The following is a 17,728-nucleotide window of genomic DNA, read 5'->3' as shown; positions in this document are numbered from 1 at the left end:
GCTAGATATTGGTCAAATCCATGTTCCTGAAAACAGACTTTTTCAAAAATATTGTAAGAAATAGTAAATTTTGGCGACATAACTACATTTTTCTTCGGGAATTTAAGTATTTTTGGTTAATTGCTTTACTTGCAATAATGTTTTCTATTCTAGGAGCAGTATTTGAAGGGGTTGCTGTAGGAGTAATTAATTTATTCCTACAAAGTATAACTAGCACATCCTCATCTCAAGCAGGTACAGGTTGGATAGACACTTTTATCTTTGGAGTACAATCTAGCCATATAGAAAGACTCAACAGATTGGGGCTTTTAGTAATTATTGCGGCTTTTTTGCGTTCAATATTTTCCTATGGGGCGGCAGTATTTGCTCTGTCAACAGAGTCTTCATTTGGTGATCGCTTACATAAATCAATGTTTGAGCAGTTGATAAGTGTAAGTTTGAGTTATTACTCAAGCTCAAAGTCTGGCGACTTAATCAATTCAATGACCCATGAGATAGAGTCTATCCAGCGGTCTTTTTCATCTGCTTCGGCACTTGGTGTTTCTGGAGCAACGCTGATAGTTTACATTATCTCAATGTTTGTTATATCTTGGCAGTTATCCATAGTTGCTTTAGTTCTATTTGGTGTATTGTCGTTATTTATATCAAAATTTGGCATTAAAGTAAGAGAGTTGAGTTTCCCAACATCACAAGCTTATTCTAGTTTTGCTTCTGGTACGCTTGAATTTATTAATGGTATTCGCACAATCCAGACCTCATGTACACAACAATTTGAGAGAGAAAGATTTTATAAAAATTCATTAAATTTGCGGAAGACACATCTTAATTTGTTCTCTTATATGAGTCTTGTGCGTCCTTTAGCAGAATCTATTTCCACTGCAATTTTGATTGGTATTATTTTAGTAGCATTTAACTTTCTCGTAATTGCGGGAAAATTAGAAATCTCGGCTTTGCTAACTCTTATGTTTGTTCTGTTTCGGATGATGCCCCTTGTGCAACAGATTAATGGTATAAGAACCGAATTAGCAGGTTTTGCAGGCTCATACAGTAAAATTAGGAGTGTACTGCAAGAAGAGGATAAAGTTTATCTTCTAAATGGTGATAGGGAATTTAAGAGCTTAAAAAGATCAATAGATTTCTTGTCTGTTTACTTTAGTTATAGTTCTGACCAACCTATTTTAAAGGATATTAATTTATCCATCAAACGTGGAAAAACCACTGCTTTTGTTGGCACTTCAGGAGCAGGAAAAACTACTTTAGCTGATTTAGTGCCTAGATTGTATGATCCAACTCAAGGACACATTTTGGTTGATGATATTGAATTAAGAGATTTAGAAATCAATTCATTTCGTCGTAAGATGGCTATTGTTAGTCAAGATACATTTATATTCAATGCTTCAGTTAGAGATAACATCGCTTATGGAGTAAATATAGTCGATGAAATAGAGTTACAAGAAGCTGCTAAACAAGCCAATGCTCTAGATTTTATCTTAGCAATGCCTGAGGGGTTTAATACAGTACTTGGCGATCGCGGTGTACGATTGTCAGGCGGGCAAAGACAAAGAATTGCGATCGCACGAGCTTTGCTACGAAAGCCTGAAATTTTGATTTTAGATGAAGCAACAAGTGCACTTGATTCTGTAACAGAGAGATTAATTCAAGAATCATTAGAAAACTTATCCAAGGGATGCACAGTAATTATGATTGCCCATCGACTTTCGACAATTGTTCGTGCTGATAACGTTGTTGTTTTGGAAAAAGGAGAAATTGTTGAACAAGGAAGTTATCAGGAGCTTATAGAGAAGAAAGGTAGTTTATGGAAGTATCATCAAATGCAAAACGAGTCGTCCCAAAACTAAAGAGATTTCTAAAAATATGTTTGTCTGGCAAAGAAATAGAATAATGATATTTGGGAGATGAAATGTCGAGAACTCTTCTTAATCATTTACATTCGCACGTAAACAAGATGTTCCTATTTGACTAAATTAAAAATCAAACCCAGTAAGTTTTTGTAATTTTAAAATAGCGCTGTCTTTTTTAAACTTGTTATAAGTATGTGTAGTTAAACAAATGGATGTAAGTTTCTCTCCTTCTATAAAAACAGATCTCAATCGTTACGAACAGTTGATAGTAGAAAATGAAAAACTATCATCTTATTTTAGATCTCAACTGGTTGAGACCGCCTGTATATGTAGATTAGATTGTCCTGAAACTGCGATAAATAACAAGACGATTTGGGATACTGCTACTAATGTTATTGCGCCAATCATTTTTGGTTTCGTCTATTGGGTTTTAATACAAGCGAAGCAGAAAGGTATTCAAAGACTATATTTCATGGCTAGGGATGGGCAAATTCTTTTTAAGGTTGCTCAAACGATCATTAGTCAATGGGGATATGAGATTGATTGCCGATATTTTTACGGATCGAGACAAGCTTTTCACTTTCCCGCCATTGAGTCTATAGGTGAACAGGAATTTAATTGGCTTATCGATAATCCAGGATTTCTTTCGATTCGTATAATTTGCGAACGAGTTAATCTGACACCAGAATTAATTGCTGATATCCTCTCTAGATATGATTTTAGAGAAGACAGTTGGGACAAAGCGCTTAATGATAGTGAAATTATGATCTTGATAGAAATCTTTCAAGATCCATCTGTTCTAGAGCAAATTCTTGCTATGGCTAAGATATTTCGGGACAAAGCTATTGGATACTTTAAGCAAGAAGGAATGGGTGACAAAACACCTTATGCCACAGTAGATATTGGCTGGTCTGGTAAATCCCAAAGATCTCTAAGTAATCTTCTAGCAGCAGGGAACATTTACCCAGATACGGGCTTACAGGGCTTTTTTTTCGGTCTCCTTAGTAGTACTCAAGCATTCCCTCAAGATCAGTTAATGCCTTATTTTCTAGAAGTTAATGACAGAAGCGATCGCTATTTTTTATGTGATCCTCAAATTTTAGAGTTGTTTATGGCAGCAGATCATGGAAGTACAGTTAGATATGACAAACAAGATGATAGATATATGCCTATTTTGAGATCTGATAGTAATGAAAGTGGTATTGAGTGGGGCTTATTAGTGCAGCATCAGGCCATTGTTAATTTTGCTGAGCGTCTAACTAAAAATTTACAACCCCAAGAGTGTACATCCGATTACTTTAAGCAAATTACTGAAGACTTACTGAAAGTTTTTATTTATAATCCAAGTAAAGCTGAAGCTGAATCCTTCGGCACACAGCCATTTTCACGCCATCAATCAGAAAGTAAATTCTACGATCTTGCTCCAAAGTATGGATTCAAAGATACTTTAAAGATTGTATTTTCAAATTACGTTCATGCGTTTGCTTGGCTGCCCGCTTCAATTCAAAGAAGCCATCTATTAGCCAAGATTGCACTAAAATATGTCAATGCTCGCCAAAATAGTTTTACATATTCTAATTATGCGTGGCAAGAATTGCAAAAGGGCAATAAGGATTCGTCTCGCAAGCTTGCTGTGAAAGCCCTTAAATCTAGTCCAGTTATTTTATTGTCAAGACGATTTATTCATATGAATTTTTTATTGCTTTTTGCTAAGTAGCTGGGCGAAATTTCAACTCACATAAGACGCTTATTCTAAGTTTCAACTTTATGGATGACCAAGGTAGTGCTTCTCAAAAAGAACTAATAATTGAAGCTGGAAGTATAGAAAGTCAGTATTGGAAGGATTTGTGGCGCTATCGAGAACTATTTTATTTTTTAGCATGGCGCGATATTTTAGTGCGCTATAAGCAAACAGCGATCGGCATTACTTGGGCCTTAATTAAACCTTTCCTAACCATGGTTGTATTTACTGTGGTGTTTGGAAATATTGCTAAATTACCCTCACAAGGCGTTCCTTATCCAATTCTAGTTTTTGCAGGTATGTTACCTTGGCAGTTCTTTGCCAATGCTTTGGGTGAGTGTAGCAATAGTTTGATTGGGAACGCTAATCTAATTTCTAAGGTGTACTTTCCTCGACTAATTGTGCCAACTAGTGCAGTGATTGTCAGTTTTGTGGATTTCTTAATTTCAGGGATCATTCTTTTGGGATTAATGGCTTGGTATAACTTTGTTCCTGATTGGCGAATTTTGACATTGCCATTTTTTATCCTAATCGCTTCAGCAGCTTCAATGGGTGCAGGTTTATGGTTAGCCGCGTTGACTGTCAAATATCGAGACTTTAGATTTGTTGTACCTTTTATTATTCAGTTTGGCTTGTATATTTCTCCAGTTGGTTTTAGCAGCAATATTGTGCCTGAGCAATGGCGTTTGCTATATTCCATTAATCCGATGGTGGGTGTGATTGATGGATTTCGATGGGCAATTCTTGGTGGTGAGGCAAATATATATATGCCAAGCTTTTTGCTTTCAGTCGGATTAGTATTTTTATTGCTGTGGAGTGGTATTTGGTATTTTAGGAAAATGGAAAGGACATTTGCTGATGTCATCTAATTGTTAATAATCGTAAGGATTTTTTGGCTCTGCGATCGCGGTGATATTACTTGCCACAATTACAACTTGGCGTTTGCCATCCTTAATGTCTACATCAGCTTGACCTTCGATTTGCAACCATTTATCGGGTGGGTAATTAGCACGACTTTCCGCAATTTTGACTGGCAAACTCACAGGATAAACATCGGCAGCGCAACAGGTAATCACAAATCTCGTAATCAGAAACATATTGTCTGGCTGATCAGGTGCATGGACAACAAAGCCTGTAAGTTTTACCTTTTGTCCTTTGTATGCATCAGGTTCAGGATAGGCGCTGATCGTGCGTACCCATTCTACGAGAGTACGTTCTTCGGGACGGTTGCTTGCCCGAAAAGATTGGGGTATAGTTCTGGCATCGGCAATATTGTCGATAACACCCCGATGAATTGCTTTTTCGCTAGTAAATGGGCGGGGACTAATAAATAAAGCGACGATCGCAACGATCAAAAGCAAACTACTACTCAAAGATGGCTTAATCAATGTCACATGTTGTTGATTATTGGTATAGCCTTGTCGCCGTTTTGATACTCGCCAAGCTTCTGCGATCCCAACAATGGTTAGTCCAATACCTGCAATTATGGTTAAGGGAATGTAGTTGGGGTGGACTAGGAGATATAGCTGTCCCGAAAGCCATAGCTTCAGCAACGTAAATCCCCAAGCGGTGATTGCACAAGATTCTAGCCAAGGTAAAAACTTCTGCCAATATGTTTGTATTTGTGAAGAATTAGCGGATCGAGATGGCATAGGGCAAGATTACAAAATTTTTACTCGTTTGGGTTTTAGCTTTGTCTATACAGGTAAGCAAAATTAAAAACCAACTCCAAAAACTATTTTGCCTTCATTACAGACAAAATAGTTTTTGGGCTCGGTTTTTATGCGCTCAAAAGGATAATTTGCTGCTTTTGGAGCGATCGCACATCATCTAAACTTGCATCAACGGATTGCAAAATTTGGGCAACTGTTTGCTGTTTCGTTTGATTATCATCACAAGCTAATAAGAACTTCCATTCTGCATCACTAATTCTTGCCATTTGATAATTATAGTCAAAGAAGTTCGGGCTATCCTTCCAGCCATAGATACAGGGAGTAGGCTCAGGAATTGCCGCAAGTAGCTCTGCATCAACTTGCCAAGTTTGCTTAGGGATGGGAGGACGTGCCAAAAAGAACTCATAATGAGAGATTGTTTGGGGATCGAGAACTTCAATCAGGCGGTAGCGATCGCGTTCTGTAAGATGTTGCGATCGTGCAATTAAGTCGGGTGCTTTACCAATCAAGCGTTCTAAGTCCCAAACTTGAGGATTAGAGAATCCTAGAAATTCTAAGCCTGATGCATCAATTAATTCAAATAGAGTCTTAACGTTGTAATTAATCTCTTGGGGATGCACATACATATCGGCAAAACAAGCATCCTGTGTGTTTTCCATTTCCCAACGTTCTTTTTCGCGACGACGTAGAGCATTAGTCTCAGGTAGATTGGAAAATATCTCTCTACCAATTTTTACACCATCGACATAATCACCACGTTTATCACCTTGTAATAAGGCGATCGCCTCCTGCATCAAGCGAATTTCCCAACGACCTAACTCACCATATACAAAAATATGCAACAATCCCCCAGGGGCAAGCTTATTAGCAAGTGCTTGAATGCCACGAATGGGATCGGAGGTATGGTGTAAAACTCCCACGGAGTTGATGAGATCAAATACTCCTTCGAGTTGATCAGCATCAAACAAGCTGAGATGATGGAACTCGGCTCTGGTGGCTCCCGATCTTTTACAGCGTTCTTTGGCAACGGCTAGGGTTCCCTCGCTGAGATCAATCCCAACTACGGTTGCTTCAGGATTGAGATGGACTAGATATTCTGTACTTACGCCCGATCCACAGCCAGCGTCAAGAATCCGAATATTATCTCTAGCAGGCTTCTGCCCCGTACAAAAGCTATAGGCAGCTTGCCAATTCCAGCGCCAGTTATACCCAGGTGGTGGCTCATCTAAGATGGGTTCGGGGGGAAAAGGATAGGTGTTATAGAGACTTGCTACGGCGGCGCTAACCTTGGGATCGGACATAGATATTTTTTAGAATTGTTTTATGATCGGTTTAATATTTTAGGGTTAATTTAGACCACAAAGCGAGGTTTGGGTGTACCTAGAAACTAAGTAATATTCCTTAACAAATCAAGCGACAATCTTATAACAGAACCTAAATAATTTTTAAAAGCTTTGCTTTGTAAGGCTTTTAAAATTTATTTGGGTTTTGTTTCTATCGCCAAGGTTAATAAGGTATAAACCCAAAATAGAGTGGCAGCACAAATCACTGTTACTCTATTTTGGGTTTGGATTTTGTCCTAACATGCGTGGCGACAGTTATATTCGATCGCAAAGAGATAAAATTAGTTTTGGGATTTTCATCTCTTTTAGTTGCTGAAAATCTCAAAATTGACTTGATTAGGATGTTTTGCGATGGCTCCTGTGCGATTGTGTGGTGTGACCAAGAAATTTGGACAAAATGTTGTTCTGAAAGAAATTGATCTAGAGGTAGGCGATCACGAATTCCTAGTTTTAGTAGGTCCTTCAGGCTGTGGCAAAAGTACCTTATTACGCTTGATTGCAGGTTTAGAAGAGGTTAGCGATGGTTCGATCTATTTAGGCGATCGCCAAATTAATCATTTGCCGCCGAAGGTGCGGGATATCGCCATGGTGTTTCAAAGTTATGCGCTTTATCCCCATATGACGGTCTATAACAATATTGCTTTTGGGTTGAGACGGCAACGATCGCAAAATTCATCGCCCTTAGCTTGGTTTGCAAGGACAAGTAAAAAACAACGCGCTGAAATTGATCAAAGGGTGCAGCAGGTTGCTGAATCCTTGCAAATTTCTCATTTATTAACGCGCAAACCGAAAGAATTATCGGGTGGACAAAAACAAAGAGTTGCATTAGGCAGAGCGATCGCTCGTAATCCGCAAGTATTTCTGATGGATGAACCATTATCTAATCTGGATGCTCAGTTACGCAGTGATACGCGATCGCAAATTGTGCAGTTACAAAAGCAATTACAAGTAACCACGATTTATGTGACCCATGATCAAGTCGAAGCGATGACGATGGGAGATCGGATTGTAGTCTTAAACAAAGGCGATATTCAACAAGTAGATACACCCCTAAATATTTATCGGAAACCCGCAAATCAATTTGTAGCTGGATTTATGGGTTCCCCTCCGATGAATTTTCTACCTGTAAATGTTAATGGCGATGGATTTTTACAAGGGGAAAGTTTGATTAAGGCGATCGCCATTGATGAATTACCACTTAGAGGCATTGGTAGCGATCGCTCCTTCATTCTCGGATTTCGTCCTGAAGATTTACAACCTGCAACATCAGCAGATGCCCATCTTGAGGGAACTGTGGAACTAGTGGAAGCTCTTGGCTCAGAAACAATTGTGTTATTGAAATTGCAAAATAGCGAATTAAGAGCGCGAGTTTCAGCAGATATTGGCTTAGAACATCATTGGCAAATTGGAGATCGCAGTTTCTGGCGATTTGATCTAAATAAACTCTATGCTTTTGATTCTGAATCTGGAGTTACTTTGTATCATCCGTACAACAAGATTTAGCTTTTACCAAATGGAGGCTAACTCTAAAACGAATTCAGGTAAAACAGTTTCACCAGAAAGCGTAATTGGTGATTGGAGAACTTCCACTGGTTGTCCAATGCGATAAATTTCTACTTGGCGATCGCGACGATTAATTAGCCAGCCTAGTCTTGCACCATTGTCTTGATATTCCTGCATTTTGGCTTGGACAGTAGGCAAACTATCGGTTCTTGACATTAGCTCGATCACGAAGTCTGGACAAATTGGTGCGAATTTAGATTGTTGTTCTGGAGTCAGCGCATCCCATCTCTCTTTTAATATCCAACAAGCATCAGGCGATCGCATTGCACCATTAGGCAATATAAATCCTGCGGAAGAACCAAATGTAAAGCCTAATTTCTTCTGTTGATTCCAAAGCCAGAGGTAACCATTTACGTCAGAACTACGCATTCCTGTGTCACTACCTTCGGGAGCCATAATCGTAATATCTCCTTGAGCACTGCGCTCGAATCTTAAATCGCGATTTTTTTGGCAGAGTTGAAAAAACTTTTCATCAGTTAATTCAAATATTGGCTCTAGGCTGATAGTTAGGGCGTTCATAAAGAATATTTGCCTCTTGCTGCTAGTTATGGCAGATCCCAATTTCTATTATGACAGAATTATTAAAGCAACCCCATAGGCGATCGCCTGCTAATCATCGGGAAACTGCCAGCACATAATCCGTTCGACACTTTTGGAACCACAACGACAGGCTTCAGCATGGGAAGCAACCCATTCATAATCACATTTGCGACAGTGATGTAAAACGTTGTTGATGTTAGCGGCGGCAATGCGATCGCGTCCTGCTTTGAGTTCTTCAGGTGTCAGGACAGATTCAGGATCATTTGGTTTATTCATTACAAAATCGCCTTTACAGCTTATTTAGGGTTTGTGTAACCCAGAGAAATTTTGAAAAAGCGCAAAGCGCTGTACTTACTATTAGTAATACCAAAACACAACATGGCTATACCATTTTGTGTTTTTAAAACCGTCACTGAATTTGGGCTTTAATTCACCAAAGTGTGACGATACTTTGGTGAATTGGGATAACTCCGTTTCTTCCAATGGAATAATTTATTCCCAAACCTAAGACACGATCTACCATTTACTAATGGCATCTGTCAGATGCAGTGCAGCCGCCTGCACTGAAGCGATCGCCCTTGTATAACCCAATCGTGTTGGACCTAATACCCCGACTGTTCCAACTGGTTTGTCATCACAGAGATAAGTACTAGAAATAAATGTACAATTCTGAATTGGCTCAATAGATATTTCTGAACCGATTCTAATGCTGACCGAATTAGCAGAAGGAGTAGGCTGATCGACAATCAGAGCCATCAACGAAGCGCGATCAGCTTCAAGCAACTGCACAATATTTTGCACTTGTCGCAAATTAGAAAACTCAGGCTGACGTAACAGCTCAGTTAAACCACTAATAAACATCTGCCCCAAAGCCGTGCGATCGCATAGCTTCATAAGCTGTTGCAAAGATTGCTGCAATAACACCGCATACTGCTGAAACTGTCGATCAAGATCATCCCATTGCAAAGCGCTATTTAGCTCCGACCAGTTTTTATCACGTAGATGTTCATTTAAGAAGTTATTGAGAATATTTAATTCACCTTCTAACACTTCGGGCTTAGTTTCACTAGGCAAATCCATCGTTACTGAAGCCGTGTGGTAAGTGTCACTAACCGCGAACGCCATCACTTTACAATGATCCACCATTACTAATTGCAAATGTCGAATTCGCATCTTTTGCATATTTGGGGCAGTAATCACCGCAATACAGCCACTTAAGGTCGCCAAGATTTGAGCAACATCCCGCATCACCCCATCCAGACTGGACTTACCGAGTCGCTCATTTTTACTAGCAAGAAATTGGTGGGTGCTGTAGGTTAACTCGCTCGCAGGATCGATTAATTCATCAACATAGACTCGATAGCCAGAGTCCGAGGGGACACGCCCCGCCGATGTGTGGGGTTGATATAACAAACCACTGCGATCAAGCATATTCATCACATTGCGAATAGTCGCAGGGCTAATATCAAAGTCATACTCCGATACCAACGCCTTAGAACCAACTGGTTCCGCCGTTTGAATATAGTGATCGATAGTTGCCCAAAGAACTTTTTGTTCTCGATGGGTGAGTTGATGCTTCATAGGTTATGGCGCTGTAATTAATGTTGAAAAAATTCTAAAAAAGGGGTAATGATAAAAATTGGAAAATAAATCAAAAAATAAAAGGAAGAAAAAAATAAGTATTAAATTTTTACTGTTAAATTTGACTTCTAACTATCAAAAGTCTAACTACTACAATAACCAGATTCTAAAGAGATCTGGTAACAAGTTGTACATGCCTTTAATTTTTGTAGATTTGCACGACCTGAAGTACTACAAATCCATAAAAATAGTCTCTCTGTTTCGCTACAATAGCCAAATGTCTCTTGAACAAATAGGTCAAAGCTTCTAACTTATAGGTAGGATATGGCTCAGCGCCTCCTATTCTTACCTTAGGAACTAGCAGAATCGCTTTGAGTGTGGGCGGCGAAGCCGCCCACACTCAAAGCAGGTTTTTGATTAAGTTGCATATTCCTTAGCTAACAACAGTTCGGAGACATCTGCGCTTTTCACTATATTCACCACATAATTTTGGCAAGCGATCAATAACCTTCATGGAAAAACAAGAGCAAACTACGGCAGTTGAGCAGCAATATCTTTGGGCCGTCGGACTGGACACCGAAGCATTTCCCCCTGAATCTCTGATTGGCGATCGCTACCGTGTCCTCTCCTCACAAATTGTTGTTGATACGGATGCTTTTGCACTGCCAGAGTTACCCCTTGAATTTCAGACCTATGTGGTGTCTTATCTCAAGTTGTCGCGTCTGAGCTTGCATTTGCCGCGTCCTTACGGCTTATTGCTGATCGGTGAAGAGCTAAATCTTTCCGAAGTATTTTTGTTGGAAAATGTGCCAATTGATCGCCAAGGCAAGCTGTGTCCGACCTTAGCCGAGGCATGGGCGGAAGCATCAGCTCTGCGGCAAATTAATCTGCTGTGGCAAGTTCTGAACCTCTGGCAACCATTGGCTGAGCAGAACATGGCTCGGACATTGATCGATTTCAAATTAGTACGGGTTGATGGGATGTGGGTGCGCTTGTTGGAATTGCAAGCGGATGTTGCGGCTGTGCATATCTCGCAATTAGGCGATATTTGGGTGCAATGGTTGGATTTGGCTAAGCCTGAGATTGCCGAACCGATCGCCGAATTTTTCTACAGTCTAGGTCGCGGCGAATACGACATTAACAGCGCGATCGCCTACCTCGATCAAATGACGCTCAAGGTGATGGAGAATCAACCACTCACAGTGCGAATCGCCAGTGCTAGTGATGTTGGACAACAACGCGAACATAACGAAGATGCTTGCTATCCTGATGTAAAACGCCAAAAACGTTCCGAACAGGCGGATAGTCTGCGCGATCGCTTAGCGATCGTCTGTGATGGTCTAGGTGGACATGAAGGCGGCGAAGTGGCAAGCTCTCTAGCGATCAAAACCCTTGAACAACAGCTAAAGACCCTATTACAACAAGCTGAAAACGATCCTGATTTCTCGGCACAAGGGTTTATTGCTCAACTGGAAATGGTGGCTCGTGTTGTTAACAATCAAATTGTTGCCATCAATGATCAGCAGCAGCGACAAGCCCAGCAACGTATGGGGACAACGCTCGTAATGGCAGTGATGCCTCGTCCGAACGGCAAGATGAGCAATGAAGTTTATGTGGTACATGTGGGAGATAGCCGCCTCTATTGCGTTACTAAAGACAATTTGCGTCAAGTCACCCTTGATGATGATGTGGCTACTCGTGAAACCACCCTTGGCTATAACTTCTATGCCTATTCTTCGCAGCGCATTGATGGAGGCGCGTTGATCCAAGCGTTGGGAACCAGAGCCTCAGATATGCTTATCCCTCGTGTCCAAAGATTTTTTATCGATGAAGATTGCCTCTTACTACTTTGCTCCGATGGATTGAGTGATTTTGATCGAGTTGAACAAATTTGCGATCGCTACTTACTCCCAGTTTTGAGTGAAAATAAGCCCCTTGACCGCAGTTGTCAGGATCTAATCGATCAAGCAAATGAGTTAAATGGGCATGACAATATTACAGTTGCGTTGATGCGTTGTCGCTTTGCACCATCTGATCCTAATGAAGATCAGGTAAGTGAAAATGATATCCCTACATCAATTAGTACTGCTGAAGAAGAAGCGGATACTGAAGATATTCAGACTGAAACTGAAGATCCAGCAGGTGCTTTAGCATTGACCTCACCAGAGTCGGAAACCTCAGAGGATCTCGAACCTGAACTCATGGATATGGATTCGGCAAAAACTGAATTTGCTGTGCCCAAGCAAACCAATAGCGCTTTTATTATCATTTTGATTTTAGTAGCTCTGATTCTGGGCAGTGGCTTAGCTGCGATGCAGTTCCCTCAAGTCAAAGATTGGGTTCGCCAAAACTTGCCAGTCAGTCTTCAGAGATTTGTCCCATAAGTTGGTTCCAGTTATTTGATGGCGCGGCGTAGCCGCGCCATCAAATAACTGGGAGAAATCTAATGATTGAATCGCTCTCATCACAAGCGATCGCTACAGCATCACAAATGCAAGCGATCGAAAATCTGATTTTTCAGGCTGGAATGCCTGTTGCTGCCCTGATGGAAAAAGTAGCGCTGCGGATTACGCTCAGATTAACTGAACTTTATCCCGCTCAATCCTATAGGCAAATTGGTGTGTTAGTTGGTTCTGGACATAACGGTGGCGATGCTTTGGTGGTGGCGAGAGAACTGCATCATCAAGGGCGACTGGTCAAAATTTATACCCCATTCGCTAAATCAAAACCCTTAACACGAGTACATGGTTGCTATGCCAAAAGTTTAGGGATTCCCCTTGTTTCTTTAGAGTCATTACAAGATTGTGATCTGTTAATCGATGGCTTATTTGGATTTGGATTAGCGCGTGATGTCGTTGGTGATGTAGCGATCGCGATCAACACAATCAATAATTGGCAAATCCCAATTGTCAGCATTGACTTACCATCAGGAATCCATACCGATCATGGCGGCATAATGGGAACAGCGATTCAGGCTCATAATACCTTCTGTTTGGGCTTATGGAAACGGGGCTTACTGACAGAATCCGCTACGCCCTATGTTGGTAAACTGGAGAAAATTGACTTTGATATCCCCGAAAAATTTGCACTTCAAATCCTAGGTAAGCAGCATCCCTTATGGCGAATTAATCCAAAAGCAGTAATGCACGATCGCCTTCCGATTGCTCGTAACCCTATAACCCATAAGTATGAAGTTGGGCATTTACTATTAGTCGTTGGTTCTCAAAAATATGGCGGTGCTGCAATTCTGGCGGCAATGGGAGCTAAAGCGACAGGTGTGGGCATGTTGTCGATCGCCGTTCCTAATTCCCTCAAACCAATCATCCTCGCCCAAGTTCCTGATGCCCTAGTGATTGACTGTCCTGAAACTGAGTCAGGAGCGATCGCTTCATTACCAGATCTTGATTTGCAGAAATATCAAGCAATTACTTGTGGCTGTGGACTTTCTTTTGATGCATTCCCAATTGTGGAACAGGTAGTAAGTAGCGATCGTCCTTTAGTTCTTGATGCCGATGGCTTGAATGCTTTAGCATCTATAGGCAAAACTCAAATTATAGAGAAATTAAATCAGCGCAGTAGTTCGATCATCCTCACACCGCATTGGGGCGAATTTTGCCGCTTATTTCCAGACTTGCGTGAAGTGGAAAGATTAGAGGCTCTACAAACTGCTGTAAATCAAACAAAAGCAGCTATTTTACTTAAGGGCGCAAGAACGGCGATCGCTATTCCCAAAGAAGCGAGAGTACTGACATGGATAAATCCAGAAAGCACCCCAGCCTTGGCAAGAGGCGGCAGTGGTGATGTCCTAGCAGGAATGCTCGGCGGTATCTTAGCCCAAGGGATGTCAGCAAGGGATGCAGCGATCACCGCGACGGTTTGGCACTCACAGACAGCCATATGGCTAGCAAATCAGCGCACTGAAATGGGAGTTGATCCTGTGACCCTTGCTCAAAATTTATTGCCATTTTTACAGCTTTCAAAATTTTACAAATAAAAAAGCGTCGCATTGCGACGCTTTTTTATTTGTCTAAATGAGAGTGGCGGCGTTTCGTGCTGCCATTCTCATTGGGTATAAACATAAAACGGCTTCGCCGTTTTATGTGTTGGGATTACTTGATGAAAAGCATTTCTTGGTATGTGGGCAATGGCCATAGGTCATCAGCAACTTCACCTTCTAAGGCATCAACATAGCCACGAATTCCATCCATTAGAGGACGCACAGTCTGAGAAAGATACTGCATATGATCTTCAATAGAGGCAAAGTCATGTTTTGTCAAAGCATCACTGAGCTTGCTAACTCCATCCATGGCTAGCTTAGTCAAAGATGCGACTTTTTCAATGCTTTCCTTATCAAAGTCTACACCAATCTCTTTCAAGCTAAGAGAAGTATTGCTTAGATCTGCAAGATAGCGAGTTGCCGCAGGGTAAATCAGAGTTTTCACCATGCTAACAACAAGCTTAGCTTCCACTTCAATCGAGAGAATATACTGCTCAGCATAGGTTTCAAAGCGGCTAGCTAGCTCAACAGGAGACAAAACTCCCATCTTACTAAACAATTCTTCGATATAAGATTCCTTCAGAACAGGCAATGCATCAGCAGTGGTACGAAGGTTGGCTAAGCCACGTTCGACAGCGAGTTTGTGCCATTCTTCAGAGTAGCCGTTACCATTGAAGATAACCGCGCCATGCAATTCCATTACTTCTTTAAGAACTGAAGAAATGGCAGTACTCAAGGTAGCACCTTTAGCCATTTCTGCCTCCAGTTTCTCCGCCATCCAGTTGAGGGAGTCTGCCAAAATCGTGTTCATGGCAACTAGAGGCCCAGCCACAGATTGACCAGAACCAACAGCACGGAACTCAAAACGGTTACCAGTGAAAGCAAAAGGAGAAGTACGGTTGCGATCGCCTGGATCAGTTGGCAAGACTGGCAGAGTATCTACGCCAATATTCATCAAGCCTTTGCCCGTCGAACTCTTCAGTTCACCTTGACGGATCTGTTCAAATACATCCTCAAGCTGTGAACCTAGATACATTGAGATAATCGCTGGAGGAGCTTCGTTTGCACCAAGACGGTGATCGTTGCTTGCAGTTGCCACAACTGAGCGCAACAGAGGACCGTAGGTGTGAACACCACGAATGATCGCCCCACAGAAAACCAAGAACTGGGCATTGGAGTGAGGCGTGTCACCTGGATCGAGCAAGTTACCTTGGGTCGCATTACCAACTGACCAGTTGACGTGCTTACCAGATCCATTAATGCCTGCAAAAGGCTTTTCATGAAGCAAACAGACAAATCCATGTTTCTTCGCAGTGAAGCGGAGCATGGTCATGATCATTTGTTGGTGATCGGTTGCCACATTAGCTGCTTCAAAATATGGAGCAATTTCAAATTGACCAGGAGCAACCTCGTTGTGACGGGTCTTAGCAGGAATCCCGAGACGATACAAACGCTCTTCCACATCTTGCATGAAGACTTGGACTCGTTCTGGAATTGCACCAAAGTAGTGGTCATCAAATTGTTGCCCTTTTGCCGATGGCTTACCAAATAGGGTGCGCCCTGCTAGTAGCAAGTCGGGACGTGCATTGGCAAAATTGGAATCTACTAAGAAATATTCTTGTTCAGCGCCACAGCTAGAGTTAACAGGAGCAACTTCTTTTTCACCCAAAAGTTTTAAGACTTTGGTAGCAGCTTTGTTCATAGCGGCATTGGAGCGCAACAATGGGGTTTTCTTATCCAGAGCTTCGCCAGTCCAAGATACGAAAACGGTAGGAATACACAATGTGGAACCATTATCGGTTTCCATGATGTAAGCAGGGCTAGTAACATCCCATGCGGTATAACCGCGTGCTTCAAAAGTGGAACGAATACCGCCATTGGGGAACGAAGAGCCGTCTGGTTCACCCTGTACTAATAACTTGCCAGCAAATTCTGAGATCGCCGAACCGTCGCTTTGAACTGAGATAAAGCCATCATGCTTTTCGGCTGTAGCGTTGGTCAAAGGATAAAAGACGTGGGCGTAATACAATGCGCCTTTAGAGATAGCCCAGTCTTTCATTGCTAGTGCGATCGCGTCAGCTACTGAGCTATCAAGAGGTTCGCCAGTTTGAATAGTTTTCTTGATCGATTTGAAGACTGTCTTGGGTAGACATTCTTGCATTTTGCTCAGAGTAAACACATCGGTTGCCCACATCTCCTCCAATCGCTTTGGAGCCTTCTTGGGCTGTGGTTCACGATTGGTGATCTGATAAATAGCTTGAATGCGTGACTCGTTTCCGCTCATGATTATTTTTAGAGAGTATTGTCAGGTTTTTACAATCATACTCAAGATATATTTATCAAATGGCTAAAAAAGATACCGAATTGATCACGCTTGATTGGTATAAACGCACACAAAAAATCGAGAGATACAAATTATCTTTTTATTTTTAGATACTTGTCATAGATTCGCTTCGTTTTTAGCTTTGGAGCGATCGCCTACAGTGCAAACTAGATGACTAGGAAACTTTTTTTGTTAGCTACTGATGCTGCTCAAAAATGGTGGAATTATTATTGGCAAGATGCGATCGCTTCCAATCTTATTTACAAGAATTCAGCAATTCTCATTATAAAAAAGGTTCAGGAGCATGAGATTTGCGCTTTTTAATGACAGGAATGAGAGGACGGAGGGGCTGAATTTGCCCAAGTTTGTGACCCGAGGAATAAACACGGTTTTTTGGGGAAACAGCAAGAAAAACCAATAGCACTAGTACCTGTGCAGTTACAGTACTTCAATAAAAAAGCCCCTCCTTGCGGAGAGGCTTTTTTATTTCGAGATGACTAAGTTAGTCGATTAACCGTTGATAGCAGGAGCAGCCATTGCTACTGGTGCTACATCAACAGCAGCCAAATCAAGAGGGAAGTTGTGAGCGTTGCGCTCGTGCATTACTTCCATACCCAAGTTTGCGCGGTTGATTACGTCGGCCCAAGATGGTACGACACGTCCTTGGCTGTCAGAAATCGATTGGTTGAAGTTGAAACCGTTCAAGTTGAACGCCATGGTGCTTACGCCCAATGCGGTGAACCAGATGCCAACTACTGGCCATAGRGCCAAGAAGAAGTGCAAGCTGCGGCTGTTGTTGAAGGATGCGTATTGGAAAATCAAACGTCCGAAGTAGCCGTGGGCTGCAACGATGTTGTAGGTTTCTTCTTCTTGTCCGAATTTGTARCCWGCGTTTTGGCTTTCGTTTTCGGTKGTTTCACGAATCAAGCTGGAGGTTACGAGTGAACCGTGCATGGCACTGAACAACGAACCGCCGAAWACACCTGCTACTCCCAACATGTGGAAAGGATGCATCAAGATGTTGTGTTCTGCTTGGAATACGATCATGAAGTTGAAAGTACCTGAGATACCCAAAGGCATACCGTCAGAGAATGATCCTTGTCCG

The 17,728-nt window shown here is 41.6% G+C and carries 13 protein-coding genes and 1 pseudogene; 7 read left to right on the top strand and 7 right to left on the bottom strand.

Annotated elements, in window-relative coordinates; translation table 11 throughout:
- Positions 1-20: 20 nt before the first annotated feature.
- From hepA to B9G53_RS23070, 3 genes are all read left to right on the top strand, one after another.
- On the top strand, positions 21-1,859 hold the full coding sequence (gene hepA / locus B9G53_RS23080) for a heterocyst formation ABC transporter subunit HepA (RefSeq protein WP_094535794.1): 1,839 nt from the start codon (positions 21-23) through the stop codon (positions 1,857-1,859).
- Between the two features lie 211 nt (positions 1,860-2,070).
- Entirely contained in the window at positions 2,071-3,579 is a 1,509-nt protein-coding gene (locus B9G53_RS23075) for a hypothetical protein (RefSeq protein ID WP_094535793.1), read from the top strand.
- Between the two features lie 50 nt (positions 3,580-3,629).
- Complete coding sequence (locus B9G53_RS23070; RefSeq protein WP_094535792.1) at positions 3,630-4,472, top strand: ABC transporter permease; 843 nt, start codon at positions 3,630-3,632, stop codon at positions 4,470-4,472.
- A gap of 3 nt (positions 4,473-4,475) precedes the next feature.
- On the opposite strand, the gene B9G53_RS23065 is transcribed toward B9G53_RS23070, so the two are convergent.
- Positions 4,476-5,255 (bottom strand): TIGR03943 family protein, encoded by a 780-nt coding sequence (locus B9G53_RS23065; RefSeq protein ID WP_094535791.1) that lies wholly within the window; start codon positions 5,253-5,255, stop codon positions 4,476-4,478.
- A 128-nt stretch (positions 5,256-5,383) separates the two neighbouring features.
- Complete coding sequence (locus tag B9G53_RS23060) at positions 5,384-6,577, bottom strand: bifunctional 2-polyprenyl-6-hydroxyphenol methylase/3-demethylubiquinol 3-O-methyltransferase UbiG (protein WP_094535790.1); 1,194 nt, start codon at positions 6,575-6,577, stop codon at positions 5,384-5,386.
- 393 nt (positions 6,578-6,970) lie between these two features.
- Between B9G53_RS23060 and B9G53_RS23055 the strand changes: the two genes are divergently transcribed.
- The gene (locus tag B9G53_RS23055; protein WP_094535789.1) at positions 6,971-8,122 is read left to right on the top strand and encodes an ABC transporter ATP-binding protein; all 1,152 of its coding nucleotides are present in this window, start codon (positions 6,971-6,973) and stop codon (positions 8,120-8,122) included.
- 3 nt (positions 8,123-8,125) lie between these two features.
- On the opposite strand, the gene B9G53_RS23050 is transcribed toward B9G53_RS23055, so the two are convergent.
- From B9G53_RS23050 to hrcA, 3 genes are all read right to left on the bottom strand, one after another.
- The gene (locus B9G53_RS23050) at positions 8,126-8,701 is read right to left on the bottom strand and encodes a Uma2 family endonuclease (protein ID WP_094535788.1); all 576 of its coding nucleotides are present in this window, start codon (positions 8,699-8,701) and stop codon (positions 8,126-8,128) included.
- Between the two features lie 90 nt (positions 8,702-8,791).
- The gene (locus B9G53_RS23045) at positions 8,792-8,998 is read right to left on the bottom strand and encodes a hypothetical protein (protein WP_094535787.1); all 207 of its coding nucleotides are present in this window, start codon (positions 8,996-8,998) and stop codon (positions 8,792-8,794) included.
- 240 nt (positions 8,999-9,238) lie between these two features.
- Positions 9,239-10,303 (bottom strand): heat-inducible transcriptional repressor HrcA, encoded by a 1,065-nt coding sequence (gene hrcA, locus B9G53_RS23040; RefSeq protein WP_094535786.1) that lies wholly within the window; start codon positions 10,301-10,303, stop codon positions 9,239-9,241.
- A 512-nt stretch (positions 10,304-10,815) separates the two neighbouring features.
- Between hrcA and B9G53_RS23030 the strand changes: the two genes are divergently transcribed.
- Together B9G53_RS23030 and B9G53_RS23025 are read left to right on the top strand one after the other, a co-directional pair.
- On the top strand, positions 10,816-12,687 hold the full coding sequence (locus B9G53_RS23030) for a protein phosphatase 2C domain-containing protein (protein ID WP_094535784.1): 1,872 nt from the start codon (positions 10,816-10,818) through the stop codon (positions 12,685-12,687).
- A 62-nt stretch (positions 12,688-12,749) separates the two neighbouring features.
- Positions 12,750-14,297: an NAD(P)H-hydrate dehydratase gene (locus B9G53_RS23025; protein ID WP_094535783.1), complete on the top strand. Its 1,548-nt coding sequence runs from the start codon at positions 12,750-12,752 to the stop codon at positions 14,295-14,297.
- Positions 14,298-14,412: 115 nt separating this feature from the next.
- Here B9G53_RS23025 and B9G53_RS23020 read toward each other — a convergent pair whose 3' ends face one another.
- Complete coding sequence (locus tag B9G53_RS23020) at positions 14,413-16,584, bottom strand: glutamine synthetase III (protein ID WP_094535782.1); 2,172 nt, start codon at positions 16,582-16,584, stop codon at positions 14,413-14,415.
- Between the two features lie 210 nt (positions 16,585-16,794).
- Between B9G53_RS23020 and B9G53_RS27640 the strand changes: the two genes are divergently transcribed.
- Positions 16,795-16,947, top strand: coding sequence for a hypothetical protein (locus tag B9G53_RS27640; protein ID WP_176453324.1), 153 nt, complete (start codon positions 16,795-16,797; stop codon positions 16,945-16,947).
- A gap of 186 nt (positions 16,948-17,133) precedes the next feature.
- Here B9G53_RS27640 and B9G53_RS23015 read toward each other — a convergent pair.
- A pseudogene (locus tag B9G53_RS23015) lies at positions 17,134-17,728 on the bottom strand (photosystem II q(b) protein); the annotation flags it as partial.

This window comes from Pseudanabaena sp. SR411 (assembly GCF_002251945.1).
In the GTDB taxonomy this organism is placed as follows: Bacteria; Cyanobacteriota; Cyanobacteriia; order Pseudanabaenales; family Pseudanabaenaceae; genus Pseudanabaena.
The sequence above is the reverse complement of the archived record's forward strand: the minus strand, read 5'-3'. Positions and strand labels throughout refer to the sequence as shown.